29 protein-coding genes and 1 pseudogene are annotated in these 24346 nt (G+C 71.5%); 17 read left to right on the plus strand and 13 right to left on the minus strand.

The window, feature by feature from the left end; translation table 11 throughout:
* The first annotated feature begins 78 nt into the window (after positions 1–78).
* A complete protein-coding gene (locus tag CRM89_RS04400) occupies positions 79–546 on the plus strand; it encodes a DUF6194 family protein (protein ID WP_060591907.1) in 468 nt (155 codons plus the stop codon).
* 37 nt (positions 547–583) lie between these two features.
* Here the strand turns inward: CRM89_RS04400 and CRM89_RS04405 are convergent, their stop codons facing one another.
* Complete coding sequence (locus CRM89_RS04405) at positions 584–1393, minus strand: class I SAM-dependent methyltransferase (RefSeq protein WP_098083286.1); 810 nt, start codon at positions 1391–1393, stop codon at positions 584–586.
* 160 nt (positions 1394–1553) lie between these two features.
* On the opposite strand from CRM89_RS04405, the pseudogene CRM89_RS32175 reads away from it, so the two are divergent.
* The 3 genes and pseudogenes from CRM89_RS32175 to CRM89_RS04420 all read left to right on the plus strand — a co-directional run.
* Positions 1554–2800: pseudogene (locus tag CRM89_RS32175) on the plus strand (M13 family peptidase); the annotation flags it as partial.
* Positions 2801–2995: 195 nt separating this feature from the next.
* The gene (locus tag CRM89_RS32180; RefSeq protein ID WP_228821735.1) at positions 2996–3628 is read left to right on the plus strand and encodes a M13-type metalloendopeptidase; all 633 of its coding nucleotides are present in this window, start codon (positions 2996–2998) and stop codon (positions 3626–3628) included.
* A complete protein-coding gene (locus CRM89_RS04420) occupies positions 3625–4863 on the plus strand; it encodes an alpha/beta fold hydrolase (protein WP_086838974.1) in 1239 nt (412 codons plus the stop codon). Before CRM89_RS32180 ends, CRM89_RS04420 begins: the two co-directional genes overlap by 4 nt.
* Here the strand turns inward: CRM89_RS04420 and CRM89_RS04425 are convergent.
* Positions 4810–5691 (minus strand): helix-turn-helix domain-containing protein, encoded by an 882-nt coding sequence (locus tag CRM89_RS04425; protein WP_086838972.1) that lies wholly within the window; start codon positions 5689–5691, stop codon positions 4810–4812. The genes CRM89_RS04420 and CRM89_RS04425 overlap by 54 nt on opposite strands.
* Positions 5692–5778: 87 nt before the next feature.
* On the opposite strand from CRM89_RS04425, the gene CRM89_RS04430 reads away from it, so the two are divergent.
* Positions 5779–6207 (plus strand): hypothetical protein, encoded by a 429-nt coding sequence (locus CRM89_RS04430; RefSeq protein ID WP_086838970.1) that lies wholly within the window; start codon positions 5779–5781, stop codon positions 6205–6207.
* Positions 6208–6221: 14 nt separating this feature from the next.
* Complete coding sequence (locus tag CRM89_RS04435) at positions 6222–6647, plus strand: SgcJ/EcaC family oxidoreductase (protein WP_086838968.1); 426 nt, start codon at positions 6222–6224, stop codon at positions 6645–6647.
* 41 nt (positions 6648–6688) lie between these two features.
* On the opposite strand, the gene CRM89_RS04440 is transcribed toward CRM89_RS04435, so the two are convergent.
* A complete protein-coding gene (locus CRM89_RS04440) occupies positions 6689–7495 on the minus strand; it encodes an ABC transporter permease (protein ID WP_098083289.1) in 807 nt (268 codons plus the stop codon).
* Positions 7495–8454 (minus strand): ATP-binding cassette domain-containing protein, encoded by a 960-nt coding sequence (locus tag CRM89_RS04445; RefSeq protein WP_086838966.1) that lies wholly within the window; start codon positions 8452–8454, stop codon positions 7495–7497. Before CRM89_RS04445 ends, CRM89_RS04440 begins: the two co-directional genes overlap by 1 nt.
* A 170-nt stretch (positions 8455–8624) precedes the next feature.
* Between CRM89_RS04445 and CRM89_RS04450 the strand changes: the two genes are divergently transcribed.
* The 3 genes from CRM89_RS04450 to CRM89_RS04460 all read left to right on the plus strand — a co-directional run bounded on the left by CRM89_RS04450 (position 8625) and on the right by CRM89_RS04460 (position 11479).
* A complete protein-coding gene (locus CRM89_RS04450) occupies positions 8625–9377 on the plus strand; it encodes a TetR/AcrR family transcriptional regulator (RefSeq protein ID WP_086838964.1) in 753 nt (250 codons plus the stop codon).
* Positions 9378–9458: 81 nt separating this feature from the next.
* Positions 9459–10829 (plus strand): sensor histidine kinase, encoded by a 1371-nt coding sequence (locus CRM89_RS04455; protein WP_098083290.1) that lies wholly within the window; start codon positions 9459–9461, stop codon positions 10827–10829.
* Positions 10826–11479: a response regulator transcription factor gene (locus tag CRM89_RS04460; protein ID WP_086838962.1), complete on the plus strand. Its 654-nt coding sequence runs from the start codon at positions 10826–10828 to the stop codon at positions 11477–11479. The genes CRM89_RS04455 and CRM89_RS04460 overlap by 4 nt, the downstream gene beginning before the upstream one ends.
* 17 nt (positions 11480–11496) lie before the next feature.
* On the opposite strand, the gene CRM89_RS04465 is transcribed toward CRM89_RS04460, so the two are convergent.
* The gene (locus tag CRM89_RS04465) at positions 11497–12246 is read right to left on the minus strand and encodes an SDR family oxidoreductase (RefSeq protein WP_060591893.1); all 750 of its coding nucleotides are present in this window, start codon (positions 12244–12246) and stop codon (positions 11497–11499) included.
* Between the two features lie 15 nt (positions 12247–12261).
* Positions 12262–12576, minus strand: coding sequence for a helix-turn-helix transcriptional regulator (locus CRM89_RS30740; RefSeq protein WP_098083291.1), 315 nt, complete (start codon positions 12574–12576; stop codon positions 12262–12264).
* Positions 12577–12604: 28 nt separating this feature from the next.
* On the opposite strand from CRM89_RS30740, the gene CRM89_RS30745 reads away from it, so the two are divergent.
* Positions 12605–12883, plus strand: a complete 279-nt coding sequence (locus CRM89_RS30745; protein ID WP_172964441.1) for a hypothetical protein — start codon at positions 12605–12607, stop codon at positions 12881–12883.
* 253 nt (positions 12884–13136) lie between these two features.
* On the opposite strand, the gene CRM89_RS04480 is transcribed toward CRM89_RS30745, so the two are convergent.
* On the minus strand, positions 13137–14402 hold the full coding sequence (locus tag CRM89_RS04480; RefSeq protein WP_011208824.1) for a cytochrome P450: 1266 nt from the start codon (positions 14400–14402) through the stop codon (positions 13137–13139).
* Between the two features lie 275 nt (positions 14403–14677).
* Here CRM89_RS04480 and CRM89_RS04485 point away from each other — a divergent pair, with 275 nt between their 5' ends.
* Positions 14678–15907 (plus strand): cytochrome P450, encoded by a 1230-nt coding sequence (locus tag CRM89_RS04485; RefSeq protein ID WP_011208825.1) that lies wholly within the window; start codon positions 14678–14680, stop codon positions 15905–15907.
* Positions 15908–15974: 67 nt separating this feature from the next.
* Here the strand turns inward: CRM89_RS04485 and CRM89_RS04490 are convergent, their stop codons facing one another.
* On the minus strand, positions 15975–16562 hold the full coding sequence (locus tag CRM89_RS04490) for a TetR/AcrR family transcriptional regulator (protein ID WP_098083293.1): 588 nt from the start codon (positions 16560–16562) through the stop codon (positions 15975–15977).
* A gap of 96 nt (positions 16563–16658) precedes the next feature.
* On the opposite strand from CRM89_RS04490, the gene CRM89_RS04495 reads away from it, so the two are divergent.
* Both CRM89_RS04495 and CRM89_RS04500 read left to right on the plus strand, forming a co-directional pair.
* A complete protein-coding gene (locus CRM89_RS04495) occupies positions 16659–17360 on the plus strand; it encodes an SDR family oxidoreductase (protein ID WP_098086875.1) in 702 nt (233 codons plus the stop codon).
* Positions 17361–17385: 25 nt separating this feature from the next.
* The gene (locus CRM89_RS04500) at positions 17386–17811 is read left to right on the plus strand and encodes a tautomerase family protein (protein WP_098083294.1); all 426 of its coding nucleotides are present in this window, start codon (positions 17386–17388) and stop codon (positions 17809–17811) included.
* A 243-nt stretch (positions 17812–18054) separates the two neighbouring features.
* On the opposite strand, the gene CRM89_RS04505 is transcribed toward CRM89_RS04500, so the two are convergent.
* Together CRM89_RS04505 and CRM89_RS04510 are read right to left on the minus strand one after the other, a co-directional pair.
* Positions 18055–18537, minus strand: a complete 483-nt coding sequence (locus tag CRM89_RS04505; RefSeq protein WP_098083295.1) for an SRPBCC family protein — start codon at positions 18535–18537, stop codon at positions 18055–18057.
* Positions 18534–18869, minus strand: a complete 336-nt coding sequence (locus CRM89_RS04510; RefSeq protein ID WP_011208830.1) for a helix-turn-helix transcriptional regulator — start codon at positions 18867–18869, stop codon at positions 18534–18536. The genes CRM89_RS04505 and CRM89_RS04510 overlap by 4 nt, the downstream gene beginning before the upstream one ends.
* Before the next feature lie 126 nt (positions 18870–18995).
* On the opposite strand from CRM89_RS04510, the gene CRM89_RS04515 reads away from it, so the two are divergent.
* Positions 18996–19538 (plus strand): carboxymuconolactone decarboxylase family protein, encoded by a 543-nt coding sequence (locus CRM89_RS04515; RefSeq protein ID WP_086838950.1) that lies wholly within the window; start codon positions 18996–18998, stop codon positions 19536–19538.
* A 1-nt stretch (position 19539) separates the two neighbouring features.
* Here the strand turns inward: CRM89_RS04515 and CRM89_RS04520 are convergent, their stop codons facing one another.
* The 3 genes from CRM89_RS04520 to CRM89_RS04530 form a co-directional block, all read right to left on the minus strand.
* The gene (locus CRM89_RS04520) at positions 19540–20481 is read right to left on the minus strand and encodes an AraC family transcriptional regulator (RefSeq protein WP_098083296.1); all 942 of its coding nucleotides are present in this window, start codon (positions 20479–20481) and stop codon (positions 19540–19542) included.
* 14 nt (positions 20482–20495) lie between these two features.
* The gene (locus CRM89_RS04525) at positions 20496–21116 is read right to left on the minus strand and encodes an NAD(P)-dependent oxidoreductase (protein ID WP_011208833.1); all 621 of its coding nucleotides are present in this window, start codon (positions 21114–21116) and stop codon (positions 20496–20498) included.
* 121 nt (positions 21117–21237) lie between these two features.
* Positions 21238–21660: a DUF6010 family protein gene (locus CRM89_RS04530; RefSeq protein WP_098083297.1), complete on the minus strand. Its 423-nt coding sequence runs from the start codon at positions 21658–21660 to the stop codon at positions 21238–21240.
* A gap of 197 nt (positions 21661–21857) precedes the next feature.
* Between CRM89_RS04530 and CRM89_RS04535 the strand changes: the two genes are divergently transcribed.
* The 3 genes from CRM89_RS04535 to CRM89_RS04545 all read left to right on the plus strand — a co-directional run bounded on the left by CRM89_RS04535 (position 21858) and on the right by CRM89_RS04545 (position 24343).
* Positions 21858–22799 carry a GlxA family transcriptional regulator gene (locus CRM89_RS04535; RefSeq protein WP_098083298.1) on the plus strand — a complete coding sequence of 314 codons (942 nt, stop codon included), beginning with the start codon at positions 21858–21860 and terminating at the stop codon, positions 22797–22799.
* Positions 22800–22877: 78 nt separating this feature from the next.
* Positions 22878–23330, plus strand: a complete 453-nt coding sequence (locus CRM89_RS04540; protein WP_041560069.1) for a MerR family transcriptional regulator — start codon at positions 22878–22880, stop codon at positions 23328–23330.
* Entirely contained in the window at positions 23327–24343 is a 1017-nt protein-coding gene (locus CRM89_RS04545; RefSeq protein WP_098083299.1) for an aldo/keto reductase, read from the plus strand. The genes CRM89_RS04540 and CRM89_RS04545 overlap by 4 nt, the downstream gene beginning before the upstream one ends.
* The last annotated feature ends 3 nt before the right edge of the window (positions 24344–24346 follow it).

The following is a 24346-nucleotide window of genomic DNA, read 5'->3' on the forward strand; positions in this document are numbered from 1 at the left end:
TGTTGCGGCTTTCCACGCATTCACCTCGGCATACTCGGGTCCAGGTCGCCACAAGCACTTCAATGTAACGCTCGAAGCATGAGTATCGACGAGATCGCCGAATTCCTCGAATCCCTCGGTGGTGTGCTGACGCTGCGGCCCGGTCCCGGTGACGGTTCGCCGGAACTGGCCTGGGGCGACCTGTTCTTCTACTACGCCCCGGACGGCCGGGTACCCACCCGCACCCAGCCCTTCGCCACCGTCGTCACCAAGAACTATCCCGACGACGAGAGCTCCCGCCTCGACCGCCCCGGCGTGTTCCGGCTGAACATCGCCGCCGGGCGGGAGGCGTTCGTCGCGACCCTGGGGCGCACGCCGCGGGAAAACGCTGCGCCCGAGGAGGATCCGGGCGCGGTGGACACGGTGATCGCGCACCCGGTCTACGGCGGCGCGGGCTGGCTGGCGGTCGTGGCTCCCGGCCCGCGCACCGACGAGGTCTGCCGGACCCTGCTGCGCACGGCGCACGAGCGGGCCCGGGCAGCCTACGAACGGCGCACCGCGAACTGAACGCCGGCGGAACCGGGCCGGGTACGCGCCCGGCCGGTCACCGCTGCCGGGTCGCCTTCAACGAGTACATCAGCGGTACCCGCGCCCGCCCCGGCGGGAACCGGTACTCGATCCCGTGCCGCTCGAGCGCCTCGAATCGCGGGAACAGGGTGTGGTCGTGCTCGTGCAGGAACTCGAGCCGCAACCCGGCCGCGGCCAACGCGGTGAGGATCTCGCCGAGGCCGTGGCGGAACTCCACCGAGGTGGTGTTGCGCAGGGACGCACCCCGGTCGGCGTAGGTGCCCGCGTCCGGCTCGTCCCAGACCTCGGGGCCCTCGGCGAAGTAGTCGAGGGTGACGGTGGTGCCGGTGGCGTCGTCGAGCACGTCGGTGAAGGGGTGGAATTCGGCGAGGTAGAGGAAGCCGCCGGGCCGCAGCAGCGCGGCGACGACCCGCGCCCACCGGGTGATGTCGGGCAGCCAGCACAGGGCGCCGATACCGGTGTAGACGATGTCGTAGGTGGCGGCGAGTTCGTCGACGGCGGAGTAGACGTCGGCGGTGACGAACCGCGCGGACAGGCCCGCGGAGTCGGCGATCCGGCGGGCCGCCTCGATGGCGGGCGCGGAGAAGTCCAGCCCGGTGACACGGGCGCCGTGCCGGGCCCAGGCCAGGGTGTCGAGCCCGAAATGGCATTGCAGGTGAACCAGATCGGCGCCGCCGACGTCGCCGACCTCGGCCAGTTCGAACGGGCGCAGCGCCTCGGCGCCGGCGAGGAAGCCGTCCAGGTCGTAGAACTCGCTGCCCAGGTGCACGGGCACCCGCTCGTCCCACAGCGCCTTGTTCACCTTCAGATAGTCGAGGTCGGTCATATCCGCACCGTATCGACGGGCGGGTGCCGGGCCAATCGAATTTCCGGTGTCGGCGGCCGATCTCAGGGTGGAATCCGGGGAGTGATCCGTCCGCAGGCTGACCCGGATGTCGTCCGGCAGCCCGATTCCCGCGACCGCCCGAAATCCTACTGTCGCGATCATGACGGAGAACGGGGCTGCGCCGGGGCGCAGAGCGTGTGGCCTGCGATGGGACAGGCGCCGATTCCTCACGGTCGGCGCGGCGGTGCCGCTGGCGGTGACGCTGGCCTCCTGCGCGGGGGAGGACGCCGCCGCACCGACGGGTACGGCCGGGCCGGATCTGACCGGCGTCGATCCGGCTGTGCGTCCGCAGGACGACTTGTTCCGGCACGTGAACGGCGGCTGGTTGCGCGACTACCGGCTACCGCCGGACAAGGCGTCGCACGGCACCTTCGAGGAACTCGCCGACCGCACCGAGGACCGGCTGCGGGAGATCCTGGAAGCGCCGGACGACGCCGGGCCGGGCACCGACGCGCGCAGGCTGCGCGATCTGTACCGGGCCTACCTGGACACCGCCGCGATCGAGGCCGCGGGCACCCGTCCGCTGGCCGACCTGCTGGGTGAGATCGACGCCGCCGCGACGAAATCCGACCTGGCGCGGGTCGCGGGTGCCCTCTCGAGGTCACCGGTCCGGTGTGGCTGCGGGTCGAGCCCGACCGCAAGGACTCCACCCGGCACCGTCCGTACCTGGTGCAGTCGGGGCTGGGGATGCCGGACGAGGCCTACTACCGTGAGCCCGTCCACAGCGAACTGCGCACGGCCTACCGCGGTTACCTGACCCGCATCGCGACCGCCGCGGGCCTGCCCGATCCGGCGGGCGTGGCCGAGCGGGTGTTCGACCTGGAGACCCGGCTCGCCGCCGGCCACGTCGACATGGTGCGGTGGGTGGACTCGCTGTCGTCGTATCACCCCTGGTCCTGGACCGAATTGCGGGACCGGGCACCGGGATTCGACTGGGATGCCTGGCTCGACGGCCTCGGTGGGCAGCGCGCCCGGTTCGAGACCGTGCTGGTCGATCAACCCGAGTATCCCGCGGCGCTGGCCCGGCTGTGGGAGGCCGAGGACGCCGGTCGGTGGCGGGAGTACCTGCGGCTGCGACTGTTCGACCACTATGCGCCGGTGCTGCCCGCGGCGTTCGCCGACGCGCACTTCGACTGGGCGGAGCGGGCGCAGACGGGCATCCAGCAGCCGCCGCCGCGCTGGCGGGCCGCGGTGCGGTTCGTGCGCACGAAGATGGGGGACGCACTCGGCCGCGAATACGCGCAGCGGCACTTCCCGGCCGAATCCAAACGGCAGGTCGAGCAGTTGGTCGAGGATCTGCTCGCCGCCTACCGACAGCGCCTCGCCGAGGCGGACTGGATGTCGGAACAGACCCGCCGCACCGCGCTGGCCAAGGTCGACAAGATCGTGGCGCTCATCGGCTACCCGGACACCTGGCGTGACTACTCGGGCCTGGTGGTGCGTCCCGGCGAACTGCTCGCCTCGCTGCGCGCGGTGGAGAACCACGAATTCCGCCACCGGCTCGGCCGCCTGGACCGGCCCGTCGATCGGCGGGAGTGGACGATGCTGACCCCGGTGGAGGTGAACGCGAACTACAGCTGGGAGATCAACCACATCGTGTTCCCCGCCGCGATCCTGCAACCGCCGTTCTTCGACCCGGCCGCCGCGCCCGCGGTGAACTACGGCGCGATCGGCGTGGTGATCGGTCACGAGATCGGGCACGGCTTCGATACCGGCGGCTCCCGCTACGACGAGAACGGCACCCTGCGCGACTGGTGGACGAGCGCGGACAAGGCGGCGTTCGAGACGAAGACGAAAGCCGTGATCGCCCAGTACGATCCGCTCGTCCCGGCCGGCATGCCGCCGGACCGGCGGGTGAACGGCGCGCTCACCGTCACCGAGAACCTCGCCGACATCCGTGGGGTGAGCACCGCACTGGCCGCTTACCGCATCGCCGCCGCCCGCGCGGGAGCCGCCGAACCCGATTGGCGAGCGCTGTTCCTGTCCTATGCCCGCATCTGGCGGCACACCGCGACGCCGGAGTACACCGCGGCGACCCTCGGACTGGATTCGCACGCGCCCGCCGAGTTCCGGGTCAACCAGGTGGTCCGCAACATGGCCGAATTCCACACGGCCTTCGAGGTCCGGCCCGGCGACGGCATGTACCTGGCCGAGCACGAACGGGTGCGGTTGTGACCCGGCGGCGGTCGGTCGTCGCCGTCGCCGCGGTGACGGCGGTGGCCACGGTGGCGGTCGCCGTCGCCGCCGCCCTCGTGTTCCCGACCTTCCGGCTGCCCGCACCCACCGGTGCGCATCCGGTCGGCACGACCACACTGCACCTGGTGGACACCGAGCGGCGCGAGGTCTTCGGCCCCGATCCCACCGCGCCGCGGGAGTTGATGGTGCAGGTGTGGTACCCGGCGCGCGACACCGACGGCTCGCTCGCCCCGCTCGTGCCGGGCGGGACCGCGGTGACCGAGCAGATCGCCCGCGGCTTCGGGCTCCCGGCACGCGGGCTGGACTATCTCACCGAGATCCCGACCCATGCCCGCGCGAACGTGCCGATCGCGGATTCCGGGCACCCGTTCCCGGTGGTGCTGCTCAACCACGGCTACGGTTCCGCGCGGTTCTATCACACGTCCCTCGCCGAGGACCTGGCCGCGCACGGCTACGCGGTGTTCGCGATCGACCACACCTACAGCACCCGGGCCACCGCGCTGCCCGGTGGCCGCCTCGCCACCATGCGCACCGACGAGGACCGCATCGGCGAACCCGACTACCGCGACGAGGTCGGACAGGTGTGGACCGCCGACGTCACCGCCGTGCTCGACCGGTTGCCCGCGCTGAACGCCGATCCGCGGTTCGCCGGACGGCTCGACACCGGGCGGGTGGGCGTGGTCGGGCACTCCTTCGGCGGCGCCGCCGCCTACGACGCCGCCTACGACCCGCGCGTCACGACCGGCATCGACCTCGACGGCACCCTGTATCGGTTCCGCGATCGCGCGCCGCTGGCCGAGCCGTTCCTGTTCGTCTACTCCGAGCAGGCCTTCGACCTCTACGACAGGGTGCGGCGCGGGCACGTCTACAGCGATGCCGAACTCGCCGAGCTGGGGGCGAGCCGCGCCGAGGTCGACCGCGACACCGCGGTCGCGCGCCGCGAACTCGAGCATCTGCGCGCCGCGGCGCGAGCGGGCAGCCCGATCCTGTACGTGCGGGGCACCGCGCACAACAATTTCATGGACCAGCAGTACTTCTCACCGCTGCTGCGGACGCTCGGACTGATCGGCGACATCGCCCCCGAGCGTGCGGGCGCGATCGTGAACGACATCGTCCGCGGTTTTCTCGACGCCCGGCTGCGCGGTGGTGGGCTGCCGGACCTACCCGGCCGGTACCCCGAGATCGTGGACGTCACCGAGCGTTTCGCGGGCTGAGTCCGCCGGGGTGGCCGCGCGCAGCACCGCGGCGGTGAAATCGTCGAGGGGATAGAACAACTCGATGGCGAGTTCGGAGAGGGTGACGTCGGCGGGGGCGCCGAAGGTGGCCATGGTGGAGAACATCGCCAGTTCACCCGCGGGGGTGCGGATCCGGATGGGCACCTCGAAGGGGCTGGGCGGCGCGGGCGCGGCGAGGTCCTCGGGCGGCTCGGGGTAGCTCTCGACCTCGCGGTGCAGTGCCCGCAGGGCCGGGTCGTCGCTTCCGGCGATCTGGCGGGTCAGGCGCTCCAGGAACAGCCGCCGCACCTGGGCGTGGTTGACCAGCCGCGCGGCCAGCCCCTGCGGGTGCAGCACCATCCGGTAGACGTTGGGGGCGGGCTCGAGCAGGTGCGGCGGCAGGCCCGCGGTGAGGATCGGCATCGCGGCGTTGCCGAGCAGCACGTTCCACAGCCGGTCCACCACCACCGCCGGATACGGCTCGTGCGCGGTGAGCATGGTTTCCAGCGCGGCCCGCACCGGCGCGAGGCTCACGTCGTGCAGGTCGCTCTCCCGGTAGGCGGGGGCGTAGTCGGCGGCCAGCAGCAGCGTGTTGCGGTCGCGCAGTGGCACATCCAGCGCCGCGCACAGGCGCAGCACCATCGCCCGGCTCGGTCGCGACCTGCCGGTTTCCACGTAGGACAGGTGCCGGGCCGACGTGTCGGCGAGCAGGGCGAGGTCGAGTTGGCTCAATCGGCGGCGCTGCCGCCACTCGCGCAGGAGTGCGCCGACCCGGGAGTCGGTCGCCGGTCGATCGCTGGTCACCGGTCGTTTGCTGGTCGCCACCACCCGGTCAGGGTAGCGGCGGGCACGGGGGCGCCACCATGACCTCCGAGGTCATTGCGGAGCCGACCCGGCCCCGGCCAGGGTGGTGCCATGAGCACGATGATCGGAAGGAACGAGCCGATGAGCACGGTGACGACGGCGCCGGACACGGCACTGCTGTGCACCGCCCTGCGCGTGGACGGCTGGGGGACCGGTGTTTTCGGCGCGGTGTTGCTGGCGGGCGCGGCGGCGCTGCGGGATCCGCTCGGGGTGCCCACCGGGCTCTCGCTCGGCTTCGGCGTGGTGATGCTCGCGGGCGCCCTGGCGCTGGTACTGCTCGGCGGCCGCGCGCGGCAGGCCGTCCGCCACGCTCGGACCGTCGTGCTGGTGAACAGCGCGTCCGTGGTGGGCATGGTGGTCCTGGCCTGCGCCCGGGTGCTGGACCTGACCGGGCTCGGCGTCGCCTTCCTGCTGTCCGGCGCCGCGATCGTCGCGACCTTCGCCGCCGCCGAATACGCCGGCCTGCGCCGCGCGCGCTGACCCGAGGAGCCACCATGACCACCACCGACACCACCGACACCACCGACCGCGCCGCGCTGCACGCACTGCTGCGCGCCCAATCCGCGGCGTGGGCCGCGGGCGACGGCGCCGCGTTCGCCGCGACGTTCACCCCCGACGCGGTGTTCGTCTCGGTGATCGGCGAACACATCGAGGGCAGCGCCGAACTCGCGCGCGTCATGCAGGAGGGCTTCGACGGCTTCATGCGCGACACCCGGCTGTCCGAGCCGGAACGCACCACCATCGGATTCCCGGCGCCCGACGTCGCGGTGGTGGTGACCAGCGGGGTCTGCGTGCTGCGCGGCGGGGCCACCACCGGCGATCCGGCCGACCGGTCGATCCAGACCAGGACCGCGGTCCGGCGCGACGGACGCTGGCTGTTCGCGAGCTTCCAGAACACGCGCATCCGGCAGGCCCCCTGAGTGAGCTCCCGCACCCGCAGTGCCGGGTGCGGGAGCCGTCGTCAGCGGCTCAGGCGCTGGAAGCGGCGCACCGCCAGCGGCAGGAACACCGCGGTGAGCAGCAGCGGCCAGACCACCGCCATCAGCACCGCGTGCTGTTCGACCCAGGAATCCCCGCTGCCGACCGGGGTTCCGAACAGTTCGCGGGTGGCGCCGACCGTGGCCGAGATCGGATTCCACGCCGCGATGTGACCGAGCCAGCCGGGCATGAGCTGGGGCGCGACGAAGATGCTGGAGATCATCGTCAACGGGAAGGCGACGACGAACAGGTTGCCCGCCGCCTCCGCGTTCGGCACCAGCAGTCCCAGCCACACCCCGACCCAGATCAGCGCGATCCGCAACCACAGCAGCAGGGCGAAGGCCGCGACCGCGCCGAGCAGCCCGCCGTCGGGTCGCCAGCCGATCACGAACGCGGTGATCATCAGGATGGTCAGCTCCGCGCACGCCACGATCAGATCGGTGACGCCGCGCCCGGACACCACCGCCGAGGGCGCCATCGGCATGGAACGGAAGCGGTCGATCACGCCCTTGGCGGAGTCGTGGACGACCAGCGACGCGGTGTGGATGAAGCCGAACGCCATCGTCATCACGAACATGCCCGGCATCAGGAAGTCGCGGTAGTCACCGCCGCCGGGCACGGTCATCGCGCTGCCGAACACGTAGCCGTAGAGCAGCACCGACAGGATCGGGAAACCGAGCTGCCAGGCGATGTTCACCGGTTGACGCTGGTAGTGGGTGAGCCCGCGGCGCACCACGTTCCAGCAGTCGGCCAGCGTCCAGTAGGCGCGCGAGCGGGTGAGCGTGGTCATCAGGCGGCCTCCTCGGCGGCGGTGCGGTGTCCGGTCAGGTGCAGGAACACGTCGTCGAGACTCGGCCTGCGCAGGCCGATGTCCTCGACGGCCACGCCCTCGTCCTGCAGGGTCCTGGCGACCTCGGTGAGCGCGGCGACGCGGTCGGTGACCGGCGCGTACACGCGGCGTTCGGCGTCGTGGGTGTCCGGTTCGCCCGTGCACACCCGGGCCACCACCTTCGCCACCAACGGCAGGTCGGCGGACTCGGCGGCGACCACCTCGATCAGATCGCCGCCCACCGCGTTCTTCAGCCCGTCCGGGGTGTCGTCGGCGATGGCGCGACCGGCGTCGATCACGGTGATCCGGGAGGCCAGCCGGTCGGCCTCCTCGAGGTACTGGGTGGTGAGCAGCACCGTGGTGCCGTCGGCGACCAGGGCCCGTACCGCCTCCCACACCTCGCCGCGGCTGCGCGGGTCCAGGCCGGTGGTCGGCTCGTCCAGGAACAGCACGTCCGGCGCCAGGATCATCGACGCGGCCAGGTCCAGCCTGCGCCGCATGCCGCCGCTGTACTTGCCGACGCCGCGGTCGGCCGCCGCCACCAGGTCGAAACGCTCCAGCAGCTCGTCGGCGCGCTGGCGGGCACGGCGGGCGCCCAGGTGGAACAGCCTGCCGAACATCTCCAGGTTCTGCCGACCCGTCAGCACCTCGTCGACCGCCGCGTACTGGCCGGTGAGGCCGATGCGCGCGCGCACCTGCGCCGGCCGACGGGCCACGTCGAGCCCGGCGACGGTGGCGTGGCCGCCGTCGAGCCGGATCAGCGTGGACAGGATGCGCACCGCCGTCGTCTTGCCCGCGCCGTTCGGCCCGAGCAGGCCGTGCACGGTCCCGCGCCGCACGGTCAGGTCGAAGCCGTCCAGCGCGTTCTTGTCCCCGTATCTCTTGCGCAGCCCTTCGGCTCGCACCGCGTCGTCGTTCACCCGTCGTCCTCCCGTGTTGTCGCGAACCCTGTCGTCGCGAACTTTGTCGTCGCGGACCCTGTCGGCGCAGAACCCGTGTCCTCGCGAACCGCACCGCAAAACCGAGTACGTTGTACCCAAATGAGAGTACAACGTACTCGGTTTTTCGCCAAGCGATTACCCTGGGACGCATGACGACCACCGAGGCGAGCGGCCGCGGCGACCTGGCGCGCACGCTCGACCTGCTCTGGAACACCGGCCCCCGGCCGAGTCGCGGGCCCAAGCCGACGCTGACGCTGGACCGGATCGTCGAGGCCGCGGTGCGGGTGGCCGACGCGGAGGGGCTGGCCGCGGTCACCATGCGCCGGGTGGCCGCCGAACTCGGGACCGGCGCCATGTCGCTGTACCGCTACGTGCCCGGCAAGGCCGAACTGCTCGACCTCATGCTCGACCGTGTCCAGTACCCCGACGAGGAGGTCGGCGCCGACGCGGACTGGCGGGAGACCCTGCGCTTCTACGCCCACCAGACGCTCGAGCTCTACCGGCGGCACCCGTGGTTGCTCCAGGTGAACCAGACCCGGCCCGTGCTCGGTCCCGGCGCGCTGGCGAACATGGAACTCCTGATGGGCCGCATCATGCCGATGAAACTGTCCGACCCGGAACTGGTCTCGGTGCTGGTGATGGTCGAGAGCTATGTCGCCGGCGCCGCCCGCACCCAGCTCTACCAGCGCGACGCCGAGCGCAGCACCGGGATGACCGACGCGGAGTTCTGGCAGGCGCAGGCACCGGTGCTGGAGCAGGCGATGGCGTCGGGGCGGTATCCGGTGATGGCCTCGCTGTCGGCGGCCGCGTTCGACCCGGCCTTCGAGCACTTCGAGTTCGGTCTGCAGCGCATCCTCGACGGGTTGGAGGTGCTGGTCGCCCGCCGCGCACAGGCCGAGTGAGCCGTGGTGTGGCTGGCCCCACCCTCGATCCGGTGGTCAGCTCCCTCGGCACCGGCACCCCCGGGAACCAGGATGGATGGCATGACCGAGACCTCGACCGAACCCACGCTCGTCCTCGATCGCCCGGTGGCGCCGCTGCCGCCGCCGCGCCGGACCGTGCCCGCGGTGCTGCGCGCACCCGTCGAGGCACGCACGTGGAAGGAACTGGTCTACCTGGTGACGGCGTTCGCGCTCGGGTGCGTCGCGGTGTGCTGGGTGTTCTTCGGTATCGGCGGCGGGCTGTACCTGTCGGTCCTCGTGGTCGGTGTCCCGGTGCTGGCGCTGGTGCTGCTCGGCGGTCGGGTGTGGGGCGCGATCTATCGCGGCCTCGCCGAACATCTGCTCGACACCACGGTGCCCGCGCCACCGGAGTTCGCGCCGCCGCGCGGGTTCCTCGGTTTTCTCAGGGGCGCGTTCACCGATCGGGTGAGCTGGCGGGCCCTGCTGTTCCTGCTGGCGCAGGCGATCGTCGGCGTCGTGCTCGGTTACCTGGTGCTCACGGCGGTGGCGGTGGCGGTGTTCACCGCGCTCTCGCCGATCCCGTGGGCGCTGTTCGATCCGGTGAACGTGGACGAGAACGGCGTCGCGCGGCACTCGCTGATGCAGTTCGGCAGCTTCTACGTCGACACCTGGCCGCGCGTGCTCGGTGTCGCGGCGGTGGGCGTCCTCGCCTGCTTCGCGGTGCCGTGGCTGGTGCGCGGCGTCTGCCTGCTGCACCGGATGCTGACCGTGGCGCTGCTGGCCGAGACGACGCGGGACCGTCAGCTCGCCGAACTGCGGGAGAGCAGGCGGGCCGCCGTCGAGGACGCCGCGGCGACGCTGCGCCGGGTCGAACGTGACCTGCACGACGGCACCCAGGCCAGGCTGGTGACGATCGCGATGGCGCTGGGCCGCGCCGAGGAGCGACTGGCGGCGGGCGGCGACGCCCGCGACCTCATCGCCGACGCGCACGCCAGCTCCAAGGAGGCGCTCACCGAACTGCGCGAACTGGTCCGCGGCATCCATCCGCCCGCCCTCGAGCTCGGACTCGGCCCGGCCTTGGAGACGTTGACGGCGCGATGCGCGGTGCCGGTGGAATTGCGGGTGCACCTGCCGCGCAGGCCGAGTCCGGCCGTCGAGGCGATCGCCTATTTCTCGGTCGCCGAGTTGTTGACCAACGTCGTCAAGCACGCGCGAGCCGAGCGCGCCTGGGTCTCGGTGCTGCCCGACAGCATCCGCACCCTGGCGGTCACGGTGCGCGACAACGGGATCGGCGGCGTGCTGCCGCCCGCCGAGGGTGCGTCGTCGGCGGGCAGCGGGCTGGCCGGGCTGGCGGCCCGCGCCCGCGCGGTCGACGGCAGCCTCACCGTGGCGAGCCCGCTCGGCGGCCCCACCGTGGTGACCATCGTGCTGCCGCTGGAGGACCCGCAGTGAGCGCGCCGTTGCGCATCGTCATCGCCGAGGACAGTGCCATCCTGCGCGACGGCCTGGCCGGTCTGCTCACCGAACGCGGGCACGAGGTGGTGGCGATGGTGGGGGAGGCGGGCAGCCTGAGCGACGTGGTCGGCGAGCACAACCCGGACGTGGCGGTGGTGGATGTGCGCATGCCGCCGACCTTCACCGACGAGGGTCTGCTGGCGGCCATCGAACTGCGCCGCAAGTATCCGATGACCGGTGTCCTGGTCTTCTCGCAGTGGATCGAGACCCGCTACGCCACCGAATTGCTCGCCGGCGGCGCGGGCGGCGTCGGCTACCTGCTCAAGGACCGGGTCGCCGACGTCCGCGACTTCGTCGACGCCCTGTACCGGGTCGCCACCGGCGGCACGGCCCTCGACCCCGAGGTGGTGAGTCAGCTGATGGGCGCCTCCCGCCAGCAGGATCATCTGGCCCGGCTCACCCCGCGCGAACGCGAGGTGCTCGAGCTGATGGCGCAGGGCCTGTCCAACAACGCCATCGCCGCGTCGCTCACCGTCACCGAACGTGCGGTGGAGAAGCACATCGGCAACATCTTCACCAAACTCGATCTCCCGCCCTCGGACACCCATCACCGGCGGGTGCTCGCGGTGCTGCGGCTCAAGGGCTGACCGCCGCGTCGGTCGGATCAGCGTCCGCCGGCCAGGTCGAGGAAGCTGCCGGTGGTGTAGGAGGCGGCGGCGGAGAGCAGCCAGGCGATCGCCTCCGCCACCTCCTCCGGGCGCCCGCCGCGACCCATCGGCAGGGCCGGGCCGAGCCGTTCGACCCGGTCGGGGTCACCGCCGAGCGCGTGGATGTCGGTGTGGATGTAACCGGGCCGCACCGCGTTCACCCGGATCCCCTCGCCCGCCACCTCGGCGGCCAGGCCGCGGGTGAAGGTGTCGAGAGCGCCCTTGCTCGCGGCGTAGTCGACGTACTCGCCGGGCGCGCCGAGCCGGGCGGCGACCGACGAGACGTTGACGATCGCGCCGCCGCGCCCGCCGTGGCGGGTCGACATCCGCCGCACCGCCGCGGCGGCGCACAACATCGGGCCAACCACGTTGGCGGCCATCACCCGGTGCAGGCGGGCGGCGTCGAGGTCGGCCACCCGGCACTGGGTTTCCAGCAGTCCGGCGTTGTTGACCAGGCCGACCAGCGGGGCGGAGTCGGCGTCCACGGCGGCGAAGAGCGCGTCGACGTCGCCGGGCACGCTCAGGTCCACCCGGGTGGCGCGGGCGCGGCCGCCGGAGCCGGCGATCTCGCGCACCAGCCGATCGGCGGCGTCGGCGCGCTCACGGTAGGTCAGGTGCACCGCGAAACCGTCGCGGGCCAGCCTGCGCGCGGTGGCGGCGCCGATACCGCGGCTGCCGCCGGTGACCACGACCGTTCCTGGCTCCACCGTGCCTCCTCGCACTCACGGATACAACTCGGCGGTGGTGCCACCCGAGCGGCCCTCCGCGTCGCGCAGTTTGTCGGCGAGCGAGATGAGCAGGCGCTGCGAGTCCTCCGAGAGCCCGGCCGCCGCGCGCATGAGACCGCGCAGCTTCGGGTCACGGACATCGCCGAGCAGTCCGTCGTCGCTGTTGCCGTCGCCCCCGCCGTCCACCGCATCACCGTAGAGGAAGTAGTCCGGCGGTGCGTTCATGGCCTCGGCCAGCGCCGCCAGGAACGCCGGTGAGGGGTTGGATCGGCGTCCTGTCCGCAGCTGCGACAGATACGCCGGTGACACCGAATATCCCGCCCTCCCCATGCGCTCGATGAGCATCGCGTTCGTCACCGTCGTGCCGTGTTCGGCTTCCCAGCGCTCGATCAATCTGTTCAAGCGAGACTTGAACTGCGCCGACGTCATTCGGTTGTCCTTCCACCTCCGGCAGTGCCGCCAGACCCCCGACCGCCCGGTCCTTGTGCCGACCTGCCTTCCGTCGCTGGATGTTAGCGGAAACCTGACCGAAACACCCGACATCCGGGTGGAGTGGACGATTGTCTTCTTCGTCACCGATACCGGTGTACTCGAAGTTGCAGGCAAATCCCTATGATTCGGTATCTGGTACCGAGAGTTCCAGTTTTCATGCGGGGATTGCTGGACGGTTTCTCGAAATGGGCACCGGCGGTGTGGAACTCGACCGCGGGCACCGGCCGGGTCAAGGCTCAGGGCTCCTCGAACCGGGACACGGCCGGGCATATCCACCCGGGGCGCCAGCGTCGACGGCCCGCGGCGGTGGCCGCGGGCCGTCGGAGGAGGTGGTGTGCTCTGCCGGGCGCGTGGTCGGGCGGGCGGCGGCGGCCGGCTCAGGCGGGGGTCGTCAACGGCGCCGTCGGCGGGAAGGTGACCGGTAGCGATTCCAGGGCGCGGTGGAACGGGCCGGGGCGCCAGGTCAACTGCTCGCGGGGCACGGCCAGCTCGATCTCGGGGAGCGCGTCGAGGAGCTGGTCGATGGCGTCCTGGGCGATCAGGGTCGCGACCTGGTGGGCGGGGCAGCTGTGCGGGCCCGCGCTCCAGGCCAGGTGGGAACTGTTGAGCGGGAGCGCGTCGGCGCCACCGGGATTGACCGCCGGATCGTTGTTGCAGGCCGACATGCTGATCAGCACCGGCTCGTTGGCGGGCAGCCACACCCCGTCCACCAGCATCGGCTGGCGCGGGTAGCTCACGCAGTAGTTCGCCATCGGCGGGTCGGTGAAGAGCACCTCGTCGAGCGCGTCGCGGGTCTTGAGCCTGCCGTCGAGCACGCTGCCGGCGAACCGGTCGTCGGTGAGCATCAGCAGCACCGTGTTGGCGATGAGGTTCACCTCCGGCTCGATGCCCGCGCCGTAGAGGGTGACCAGCTGGTGGATCATCTCCTCGTCGGTCAGCCCCGTCTCGTGGGTGACCAGCCGGGAGGTGATGTCGTCCTCGGGGTGCGCCCGCCGGTAGCCGGTGAGCTCGAGCAGCGCCTCGAGCAGCATCTGGTTACCGGCTTCGGCGCCCTCCCCGGACTCGAACACCGCGGCCATGCCCGCCGCCACCCGCTGGCCGATGTCGGCCGAACAGCCGAGCATCGTGTTCAGCGCGGTGAACACCAGCGGGTGGATGTACTGGCTGAGCAGATCGGCGCGCCCGTCCGCGCAGAAGCCGTTGATCAACGGCACCGCGATCCGCTCGACCACCGCGTGCATGGCGTGCAGATCGACGCCCTCGATCGCCGACTTGTTCGCCGACCGATAGCGCACGTGGTCGAAACCGCTGCTGCGCAGGGCGTTCGGCCGCCACTCCAGCATCGGCAGGATCGGGCAGTCGGCGGGCACCTTCTTCTGCCACGCGCGCGGGTCGGCGGGAAAGCGCTCCGGGTCGTGCAGGATCCGCACCGCGGTCCGGTAACCGATCACCAGTGTCGCGGGCACGCCGGGAGCGATCTCCACCGGAGCGAGGGACGGGTGATGGCGGCGCATCTCGGCGTAGGCGCCGTGCGGGTCCGCGGCGAACTCCGGGGTGTAGATCGGGAAGCGCGGCCCGTCCGGGTCCATCGGTGCACCGGGTACGACGGGACGGCCGTCGATCGTCGGATTGGAGTTTGTCACAGAGGGCCTCCACGTGGTCGATGTGCTCCGGGTCGATCCCGACAACGCTAAGCGGTGCGCGCGCGCCGGACCAGCCCGGCCCCTGGGCATTCTCGCCCCGGTCGACAGCCGGATGTGGCGAATTCGTGCACGCGGCGGGCGTTCTACGCGACTCGGCGTGCACGGCTCCTACCGGCTGGTACCATTCACGACTGCTGTTCAGAATGTGCTCTGTCACAAAGAGTTTGGTTTACCTTAGTTCGTTCGCGGTCACAGCCAGTTAGGAGCTCCTGACCATGGAGTCAACCCAGATGCCGCTCGTGCTCGATCCGATCGGCGCCGATATCCAGGGCGAATCCGAACGTCTCCGTGCGCGGGGGCCGGTCACCTCGGTCGAGATGCCCGGTGGTGTGCGGGCCTGGTCGGTCACCGATCCCGCCCTGCTCAAGCAACTCCTGGTCGATCCCCGGGTGTCCAAGGATCCCCGCCAGCACTGGCCCGCCTTCATCAACGGCGAGATCTCCCAGGACTGGCCGCTTTTCCTGTGGGTCGCGGTGACCAATATGTTCACCGCCTACGGCGCCGACCACCGGCGCCTGCGCAAGCTGGTCGCCCCCGCCTTCACCGCGCGCCGCACCGAGGCGATGCGCGGGCAGGTGGAACGGATCACCAAGGAACTGCTCGACACCCTCGCGCAGACCCCCGCGGGCGAGGCCGTCGACTTGCGCGAGGCGTTCGCCTATCCGCTGCCGATCCAGGTGATCTCGGAACTGATGGGCGTGCCCGAGGATCTCAATCCCGGCCTGCGCGCCTGCGTGGACGGCATCTTCGACACCTCGCTCACCGCCGAGCAGGCCCAGGCCAACTACGGCGAAATGTACCGCATCCTGGGCGAACTCATCGCCTACCGGCGTGCGAACCCGGGCGAGGACATGACCAGCCTGCTCATCACCCAGCGCGACGACGAGGGTTCCAGCCTCACCGACCAGGAACTCCTCGACACCCTGCTGCTGGTGATCAGCGCGGGCCACGAGACCACCGTGAACCTGCTCGACCAGGCGGTTTTCGCCCTCCTCACACACCCCGAGCAGCGGGCCGCGCTCGCCGAGGGCCGGGCCACCTGGACCGACGTCGTCGAGGAATCGCTGCGTTTCGAGGCCCCCATCGCGCACCTGCCGTTGCGCTACGCCGTCGACGACCTCGACGTCGGGGGCGTGCACATCGCCAAGGGCGAGCCGATCCTGGCCTCCTACGCCGCGGCCAACCGCGACCCGAAGGTGTTCGGCGACAACGCCGACGAATTCGACCTGAGCCGAACCACCAAGGACCACCTGGCCTTCGGCTACGGCGCCCACCACTGCCTCGGCGCCCCGCTGGCCCGCCTCGAGGCGTCCATCGCGCTCCCCGCCCTGTTCGACCGCTTCCCGAACCTGCGCCTGGCCGCCGCCCCCGACGAACTCGGCACGGTGCAGAGCTTCATCTCCAACGGCCACCGCCACCTGCCGGTGTACCTGACGGCGGAGTAGACACACCCGCGGCGCCCGGAGTCCGTCCGACTCCGGGCGCCGCCTCGTGTCCGGAGGGGGATCGAGATCACTCCCCGCCGAGGCGGTCGCGGGCGGCGGTGAGGAAGCGGTCGGAGAGGTCGTCGTCGGCGGTGGCGCGGGCGAGCACCAGGGCGCCGACCATGAGCGCGAGTTCGGCGAGCACGTCGCGCTCGCGGTCGTCGGGGTCGTCGGGGCGGTCGCCGAATTCGGCGAGGCCGTCGATCATGTTCCGTAGCCCGTCCAGGTAGGTGCGGCGCAGGGGGCTGTCGTGGGGGGCGCGTACCACGTCGGTGACCAGTGCGGCGATACCGCAGCCGTGGTCGGGGTGGTCGCGGTGGCGGTCGGACAGGTAGTGGCGCAGATAGTCACGCCGGGCCGTTGCGGGGTCCGTGGTCGTCGCCAGCATCTCCCGCATCTCGGCGACCTTCTTCGCGCACGCGGCCGCGCACGCCTGCGCCACCAGGTCGTCCTTGTTACGGAAGTGACGATAGAAGCCGCCGTGGGTGAGTCCGGCGGCGGCCATCACGTCCGTGACCGTCAGCCGCTCGGCGCCCTGCGCGCGCACCTGCGCCGAGGCCGCCGCGACGACCTGCTGCCGATGAGATTCCGCTTGGGCTCGTGATGCTCGCGGCATGTGCTCCCTTTCCCTCGGTCGACGCGCCCAGTATTGCGCATCCCGCCGATAGATGATGATAATCATCTAAACCGCAATCCGCGGGAAAGGATGGAGATGAACGCAATCGGAGGGTCCGTCGCGCTGGTGACGGGTGGGCAGCGCGGTCTGGGTCGCGCCTTCGTCGAGGAACTGCTGGCCCGGGGCGCGGGGAAGGTCTACGCGACCGCGCGGGAACCGAAACCGAGCGACGATCCGCGGGTCGTCCCGCTGCCGCTGGAGGTCACCGACCCGGATTCGGTGGCGGAGCTGGCGGCGCGGGCCGGTGATGTGCGGATCGTGGTGAACAACGCCGGGATCCTGCGCCCCGCGCCGCTGCTCACCGCCGACATGGCCGATGTCCATGCCACGTTCGACGCCAACGTGTTCGGGCCGCTGCGGGTCGCGCAGGCGTTCGCGCCGATCCTGACCGCCAACGGCGGTGGTGCGCTGATCGACATCCACTCGGTGCTGTCGTGGAGTGCGGGCGCCGCGGCGTACGGCGCCTCGAAGGCGGCGCTGTGGTCGCTGACCAATTCACTGCGCCTGGAGCTGGCCGGGCGCGGCGTGCGGGTGGTCGGGGTGCACCTCGGGTTCGCCGACACCGAGATGGTGGCCGGCTTCCCCGGGCCGAAGATCAGCCCGGCCGACGTGGCCGCGGCCGTCTTCGACGGACTCGAACGCGGCGAGGACGAGGTGCTCGTCGACGACGTCACCCGTCAGGTGAAGGCCGCGCTGTCCGGTCCGGTCGCGGGCCTGTCACTGTCGCTCGCCCGCTGAATCCGCCCCGAGTCCAGGAGATCCCATGCCGCTGTGGCACATCTACCATCCGCCTGCCACCTACACCGAGGCGGACAAGCAGGAGTTCGCCCAGGCCGTCACCCGCTCCTACCGGAGGTGGGGCCTGCCCGACTTCTACGTCGTCGTCCTGTTCCACGAGATCGCCGCCGTGGACTGCTACGTCGGCGGGCGGCCCGCTGATTCCACGGTCCGCGTCGTCGTGGAGCACCTCGCTCGCCAGCTCGAGGACCCGGACATGCGCCGGATCATGACCGAGAAACTCGACACCGTGATGGCGCCCTTCACCCACGACCGCGGCCTGCACTGTGAATTCCATGTCGACGAGACGCCCCGCGACCTCTGGATGATCGGCGGCCTGCACCCACCGCCCGCGGGCAGCGCGGCGGAGAAGCAGTGGGTGGCGGCCGGGAAACCGGTGCCGTATCACTGACCACCCCTTGCCGCAGCGCCGGCGGTGTCGGGCGGACTCCCCGCTGACGGTTCCGAGGTGAGGTGGCGGCGTGCGGCGGTGTCGGGATGTGTGGGTCTGGTGCGCCCTGCTCCGCGGAGTGCTGGGGCGCTCGGCCGGCAATATGCGGCGCCGCCACGGGGGTGCTGGACCCCGCGCTGCCGGTGTGGGAAGGCGGGCTCACCGGGTCGATCGCATCGGCCCACACCCCCGGGTGCCCGACGTTCAGGACGCGGATTCGGCGGTCCGCCTGAACAGTTCGAGTAGCGTGCTCCAGCCGCCGCCGCGTTCGGCGATGGTGTCGTGGATGGCGCGGCCGTCGACGAGACGATCCAGATGGCGGTGTTCGAGGGTCACCGTGGTCTGCTCGGGACTGTCGGCGGTGAACCGGATCTCGATCTCGCTGGCCCGTCGTGGGTCGGGGTCGAACTGCCAATGACCGTTGATCTGCCAGGTGAGCAGCAGGCGGTGCGGCGGCTCCCAGGCGAGCACGCGGCCCCAGTCGCATTCGGAGCCGTCCACGCCGCGTTCGTACCAGCGGCCGCCGACGCGGGGTTCGACGACGGCGTCTGCCATCTCGGCCGAGCCGATGTGGTAGGCGGCGGGCCACCAGCTGCCGAACGAGTCGGTGAAGAACGCGAAGGCGCGCGCGAGCGGCAAGGCGACCGTCGCGGTGCCCCGCAGGGTCGGGAGGGTGGAGGTGGTCATGTTCGGTGCTCCTGTCCGGGATCGGTGGCCGCCGCGTCGGCGGCCTTCTGAAAAGCGGTCAGCGCCTCGTCCCAGATCTGTTGGAAATAGGCCTGGATCGCGGCCAGTCCCTCGGGATTGATCCGGTAGATGCGCCGGGTGCCCTGCGCCGTGGCCACCACCAGTCCGCCGTCCCGGAGCACCCGCAGGTGTTGCGAGACCGCCTGGCGGGTGATCGGCAGCGATTCGGCCAGCTCGCCGACCGACGAGGGCCTGCGCGCGAGCCGTTCGAAGATCGCCCGCCGGGTCGGATCGCCCAGGATCGCCAGATCCACATCTCTGAAAGCAGCCACTTTCGTAAGTATCGGCTTTCGAAAGCTTCCTGGCAAGGGGGTGGGGATGTGAGAATTGCTCTACTACAAGTCGTCGTTGAGGCGTAGCATCGGCGGCACACGACGTACGGCGACGGAGGTGGGGAGATGCGGGCACTCAGGCGGATACGCAACTACGCGCGGGCGATGCGGCAGGCCCGGCGGCACCGCGGCGACCTGGTGGGATGGCTGGCGCGGCGGCCGCAGCTCGGCGCGGGCACGGCCTTCTACGAATCCATGCTGCTGTTCAGCAACCGGCTCGACCCGCACCTCAAGGAGCTGGCCGAACTCAAGACGGCCGGGCTGATCAACTGCGAGTTCTGCCTCGACATCGGCTCGGCCCTCGCACACAGCAGCGGTGTGACCGAACAGCAGATCACCGACCTGCCGCGGTACCGCACCAGCCCGGCCTACTCCGAGCTGGAGCGGCTGGTGATCGCCTACGCCGAGGCGATGACCGCGACGCCCGCCGTCGACCTGGCCGACCTGCGCGAGCAGCTGCTGGCCCACCTGAGCAAGGCGCAACTGGCGGAACTGGCGGCCACCATCGCCTGGGAGAACCAGCGCGCCCGGCTGAATCAGGGCCTGGGCGTGCGGCCCACCGGGATGGCCGAGGGACTGGCCTGCGCGCTGCCCGAGCCCGCGCGCTGAATCACGCGGTGGCGCCGCGCAATCGGTGCTGCTGCGGGCTGATCCCGCGGGCGCGTTTGAACGCGGTGCTGAACGCGAACGGCGTGCTGTACCCGACCCGGCGGGCCACGCTGGTGACGGTCGCCTCCGGATCGGTGAGCAGGTCGGCGGCCACCGCCAGCCGCCAATGCGTGAGGTAGGCCATCGGCGGCTCGCCGAGCAGGTCGGTGAAGCGTTTGGCCAGATTCGCCCGCGACACACCGGCTTCGGCGGCCAGGGTCGCGACGGTCCACGGCCGCTCCGGCGCCCCGTGGATGCGAGCGAGCGCCACCCAGACCACCGGATCCTGCTGGGCCCGATACCAGGCCGGTGCGTGCTCGCGTTGCGCGGCGAACCACGTGCGCAACGCGGAGATGAGCAGCACGTCCAGTAGCCGGTCCAGCACCGCGCGCTGACCGGGCGCGGCGATCTGCATCTCCTCGGCGAGCACGTCGATCAGCGGCGAACGCCACTGGTCGCGGCGCAGCACCACCAGCGCGGGCAAGGCCGCGAGCAGCGGTTTGCTCGCCTCGCCTGCGTTGTCGTAGGTGCCGGTGAGCAGCGTGGTGCGGCCCTCGGGCGCGCCCCAGGTGCGCACACCGAGCGACCACTCGTCGACGAGGCTGCGCCCGTCCTCGGCGCTGGTGCACAACCCGCCGGGCAGGACGACCACCGACGGCTCGGTGGCCGGATCGTCGGCGACGGTGTAAAAGCCGGGGCCGCGCACGATCGCCACGTCCCCGGTGCTCAGCCGCACGGCGTCGCCGTCGTCGGGGAGCAGCCACGCCTCGCCCCGCAGCGGCGCCGCCACGGTGAGCGGCGCGCCGTCCTCGATCCGAAGCGCCCACGGCGGGTCGAGCAGGGACCGCAGCAGGAAGGCGCCGCGGGCCCGCGGGCCGTCCAGCAGCGCCTCCAGTACGTCCACATCGGTGAGCGTACTCAGTGCGACACCGCCACCGCACGGCCGACCTGGGCGCGGTCGGTGACGGCGCGCAGCAGCGCGTCGGCCACGTCGGCGCGCGCCACCTTCAGGGTGAGACCGGTTGCGTCCGGGCCGAATCCGTGGCGGTAGTCGCCCGTGCGCGGACCGTCGGTGTAGGCGCTGGGCCGGATGAGGGTCCAGTCCAGGCCGCTGCCGCGCACGACCTCCTCCTGGCGCTGATGGTCGGCGTAGGCGGCACGCAGCAGGAGACCGAACATCAGGTACTTCCAGACGAAGTTCAGATTGGCGCGGCTCTCGCCCGCCCCGAGGGTGGACAGGCACACCAGTCGCCGCACCCCGGTCGCGCGCATCGCCTCGACGGCCGTGCGGGTGCCCGTCTCGCGCACCCCGGCGGCGCGGCCCGCGCCGAGTGCCACGATCACCGCGTCGCTGCCGTCGACCGCGGCGGTCACGTCGGCCGGGACGGTGGCATCGCCGCGGACGACGGTCAGGCCGGGCCGGGCGGGCAGGCGGGCGGGATCGCGGACGAGGGCGACGATCTCGTGACCGTCGGCCGGCGCCTGCTCGACGACGTGGGCGCCGACGCTGCCGGTGGCTCCCAGAAGGGTGATTCGCATGGTGTTCTCCTCGGCGAGTGGGCTTTTCGGTCCACTCCAGTCAACTGCCGGGAGCCGGGTCGAACCATCGCCGAGACGCGCCGGAACATACGCGATCGTCCACACCGGAGCCGCCGATCGCTCAGGGGACCTCGGCCGTGGTCGGCCGGGTCGCGCCGAGCCTGCCGCGCGTCCACGCGATGACGTCCGGCCCACCCCGCAACGCCCACACCGCGATCACCGGGTCGCAGATCGCGCAGCCGAGCGAGGAGTCGTGCAGGAATGGAACGATCGGGTTCCCTTTGAGATGGTGCACGGCGTCCCAGACGGTGTGCAGCAGCCAGGCGATGCCGATGAAGCGCCAGGATCGCAGACCCCGGTAGGCGCAGTAGGTGACGAGCGCGGTGAACGCGAATTCCCAGATGCCGAAGCCGCCGCCGCTGAGGTAGGCGGCCCCGGCCCCGGCCACCATGATCGCGTTGAACTGGCGCCGGTGCGGTTCGCGGATCAGCGACATCAGCACGATGTAGACGGCACCGACGAACAGTGGCGCGACGTAGTTCATGGAGCGACTCCTCGGGGTGGCGGTGGAAGGGGTCCGAGCCGGACCGCTCCGACGCTATCCAGCGCCACGGAAAGCCGCACAGTGGCGAGAACGCCAGATGACGACGGGATAGCGCCAACACTCCTGACCGGGGCCGAGCACGGGCGATCGGCGAAAGCGCGGCTGGCGGAAACCCGGCGGAGAGGTACGTTGTAGCCGTGCACGTGGTGGCCGTTCTCGCCCTGGACCGGGTGATCCCGTTCGACCTCTCGACGCCCCTCGAGGTCTTCACCCGCACCCGGCTGCCCGACGGGCGCCCCGCCTACCGTGTGCGCGTCTGCGCCGAGCGCCCGCAGGTGGACGCGGGCGCGTTCACCCTGCGTGCGCCCTGGGGCCTGGACGGCCTGGACGGCGCCGACACGGTGATCGTCCCCGGCGTCGCCGACCCCGCGTCCCCGCCGTCACCCGCGGTCGTCGCGGCGCTGCGCCGCGCGGCCGCGGTCGGCACCCGCATCGCCTCCATCTGCACGGGCACCTTTCCGCTGGCGGCCACCGGGCTGCTGGACGGCCTGCGCGCCACCACCCACTGGGCGGCCGCCGAGGCGCTCGCGCGGGCCCACCCGGGGGTCACCGTCGATCCGGACGTCCTCTACGTCGACAACGACGGCCGCGTCCTCACCTCCGCGGGCGCGGCGGCGGGATTGGATCTGTGCCTGCATCTCGTGCGCCGCGACTACGGGTCCGCGGTGGCCGCCGACGCCGCCCGGCTGGCCGTGATGCCGCTGGAACGCGAGGGCGGTCAGGCCCAGTTCATCGTCGCGCCGCTGCCGCCCGCCCCGCGTGGTTCGGCGTTGGAACCGCTGCTGATCTGGTTGCAGGACAACCTGTCCCGCCCGTTGACCCTCGCCGAGATCGCCGCCCACGCCGGGACGAGCACCAGGACACTGCTGCGACAGTTCCGCGACCAGACCGGTACCACGCCGCTGCGCTGGCTGCACCGGGCCCGCATCCACCGCGCCCAGCATCTGCTCGAGACCACCGATCACACGGTCGAGCGGATCGCCGCCCAGGTGGGCTTCGGCTCGCCGACCACCTTCCGGGAGCGCTTCACCCGCGTCACCGGCGTCACGCCGCACGCCTACCGCCGCAGTTTCCGGTGAGGGGGCAGAATCGGTCTTGCTTGGAGCGCACTCCAGGTGACTAGTGTCGGGTCGTGTTCGACGAAAGGGGCGAGTCCGGTGAGCGTGATCGCGGCACAAGCCGACGACGGCGAGCGGGAACGGGCGAAATACTCCATCGGTGAGGCGGCCGAACGGTCCGGGCTGAGCCGCGACACGTTGCGGTGGTACGAGCGGATCGGGCTGATGAACTACATCGGCCGCGATCACACCGGCCGCCGCCGGTTCAGCGACCGCGACCTCGAGTGGCTGGAGCTGATCGGCAGGCTCCGCGCGACCGGCATGTCGGTGGCGGACATGATCCGCTACGCGGAGCTGGTGCGCGCCGGGGATGCCACGTTCCCGCAACGCCTGGAGATGTTCCGCGCCACCCGCGCCGAGGCCCTCGCCAAGATCGCCGAACTGCAACAGACCGTGGCCGTGCTGGATCGCAAGATCGCGCTCTACGAGGGCGCTTCCGCGACCCGGCCGGCCGCGCTCGGCACCGACGACTGCGAAGGGACCACCGCATGAGCACCCCCGACACGTTGCCCACCACCACGCTGGGCGCCTCCGGGCTCCGCGTCGGCAGCCAGGGCCTGGGCTGCATGGGCATGAGCGAGTTCTACGGCGAGTCCGATCTCGCCGAATCCCGGGCCACGCTGGAACGGGCCCTGGAACTCGGTGTCACCCTGTTCGACACCGCCGACGTGTACGGCATGGGCCACAACGAGGAATTCCTCGCCGATTTCGTACGCGCGCACCGGGATCGGATCGTGCTGGCCACCAAGTTCGGTATCGTCCGCAAGGCCGACGACCCCGCCTTCCGCGGCATCGACAACTCCCCGGCCTACCTGCGCGCCGCGGTGGACGCCAGCCTGCGCAGGCTCGGCATCGACACCATCGACCTGTACTACCTGCACCGGCGCGACGTGCGCGTGCCGATCGAGGAGACGGTGGGCGTGCTGGCCGAGCTGGTCGCCGCGGGCAAGGTGCGCGCGCTCGGCCTGTCCGAGGTGACCGGTGCCGAGCTGCGGGCCGCGCACGCGGTGCACCCGATCGCGGCGGTGCAGTCGGAGTGGTCGCTGTTCTCCCGCGACGTCGAACGCACCGCCGTGCCCGCCGCGGCCGAGCTCGGGGTGGCCTTCGTGCCGTACTCACCGCTCGGCCGCGGCTTCCTCACCGGGTCCTTCACGGCCGCGAGCGAATTGAGCGACACGGACTTCCGGCGGGCGATGCCGCGGTTCACCGGCGCCAACGCCGCCCGCAACGCCGAACTGCTCGCCCCGATCCGCGCCATCGCCCAGGAGCGGGGCCGCACCCCGGCCCAGGTGGCGCTGGCCTGGGTGCACAGCCGCACCCAGGTCCACGGCCTGCCGGTGGTGCCGATCCCGGGCACCCGCAGCCGCACCCGGCTGGCCGAGAACGTCGCCGCCGCGACGCTGCGCCTGACGCCGGAGGAGCTGGCGGTGCTCGAACCGATCGCCGAACAGGTGGCCGGACCGCGCTACGCCGACATGGCCTTCACCTCGGCGGGGCGGGAGTGACCC

The sequence above is a fragment of the Nocardia sp. FDAARGOS_372 genome (assembly GCF_002554515.1).
GTDB lineage: Bacteria > Actinomycetota > Actinomycetes > Mycobacteriales > Mycobacteriaceae > Nocardia > Nocardia farcinica.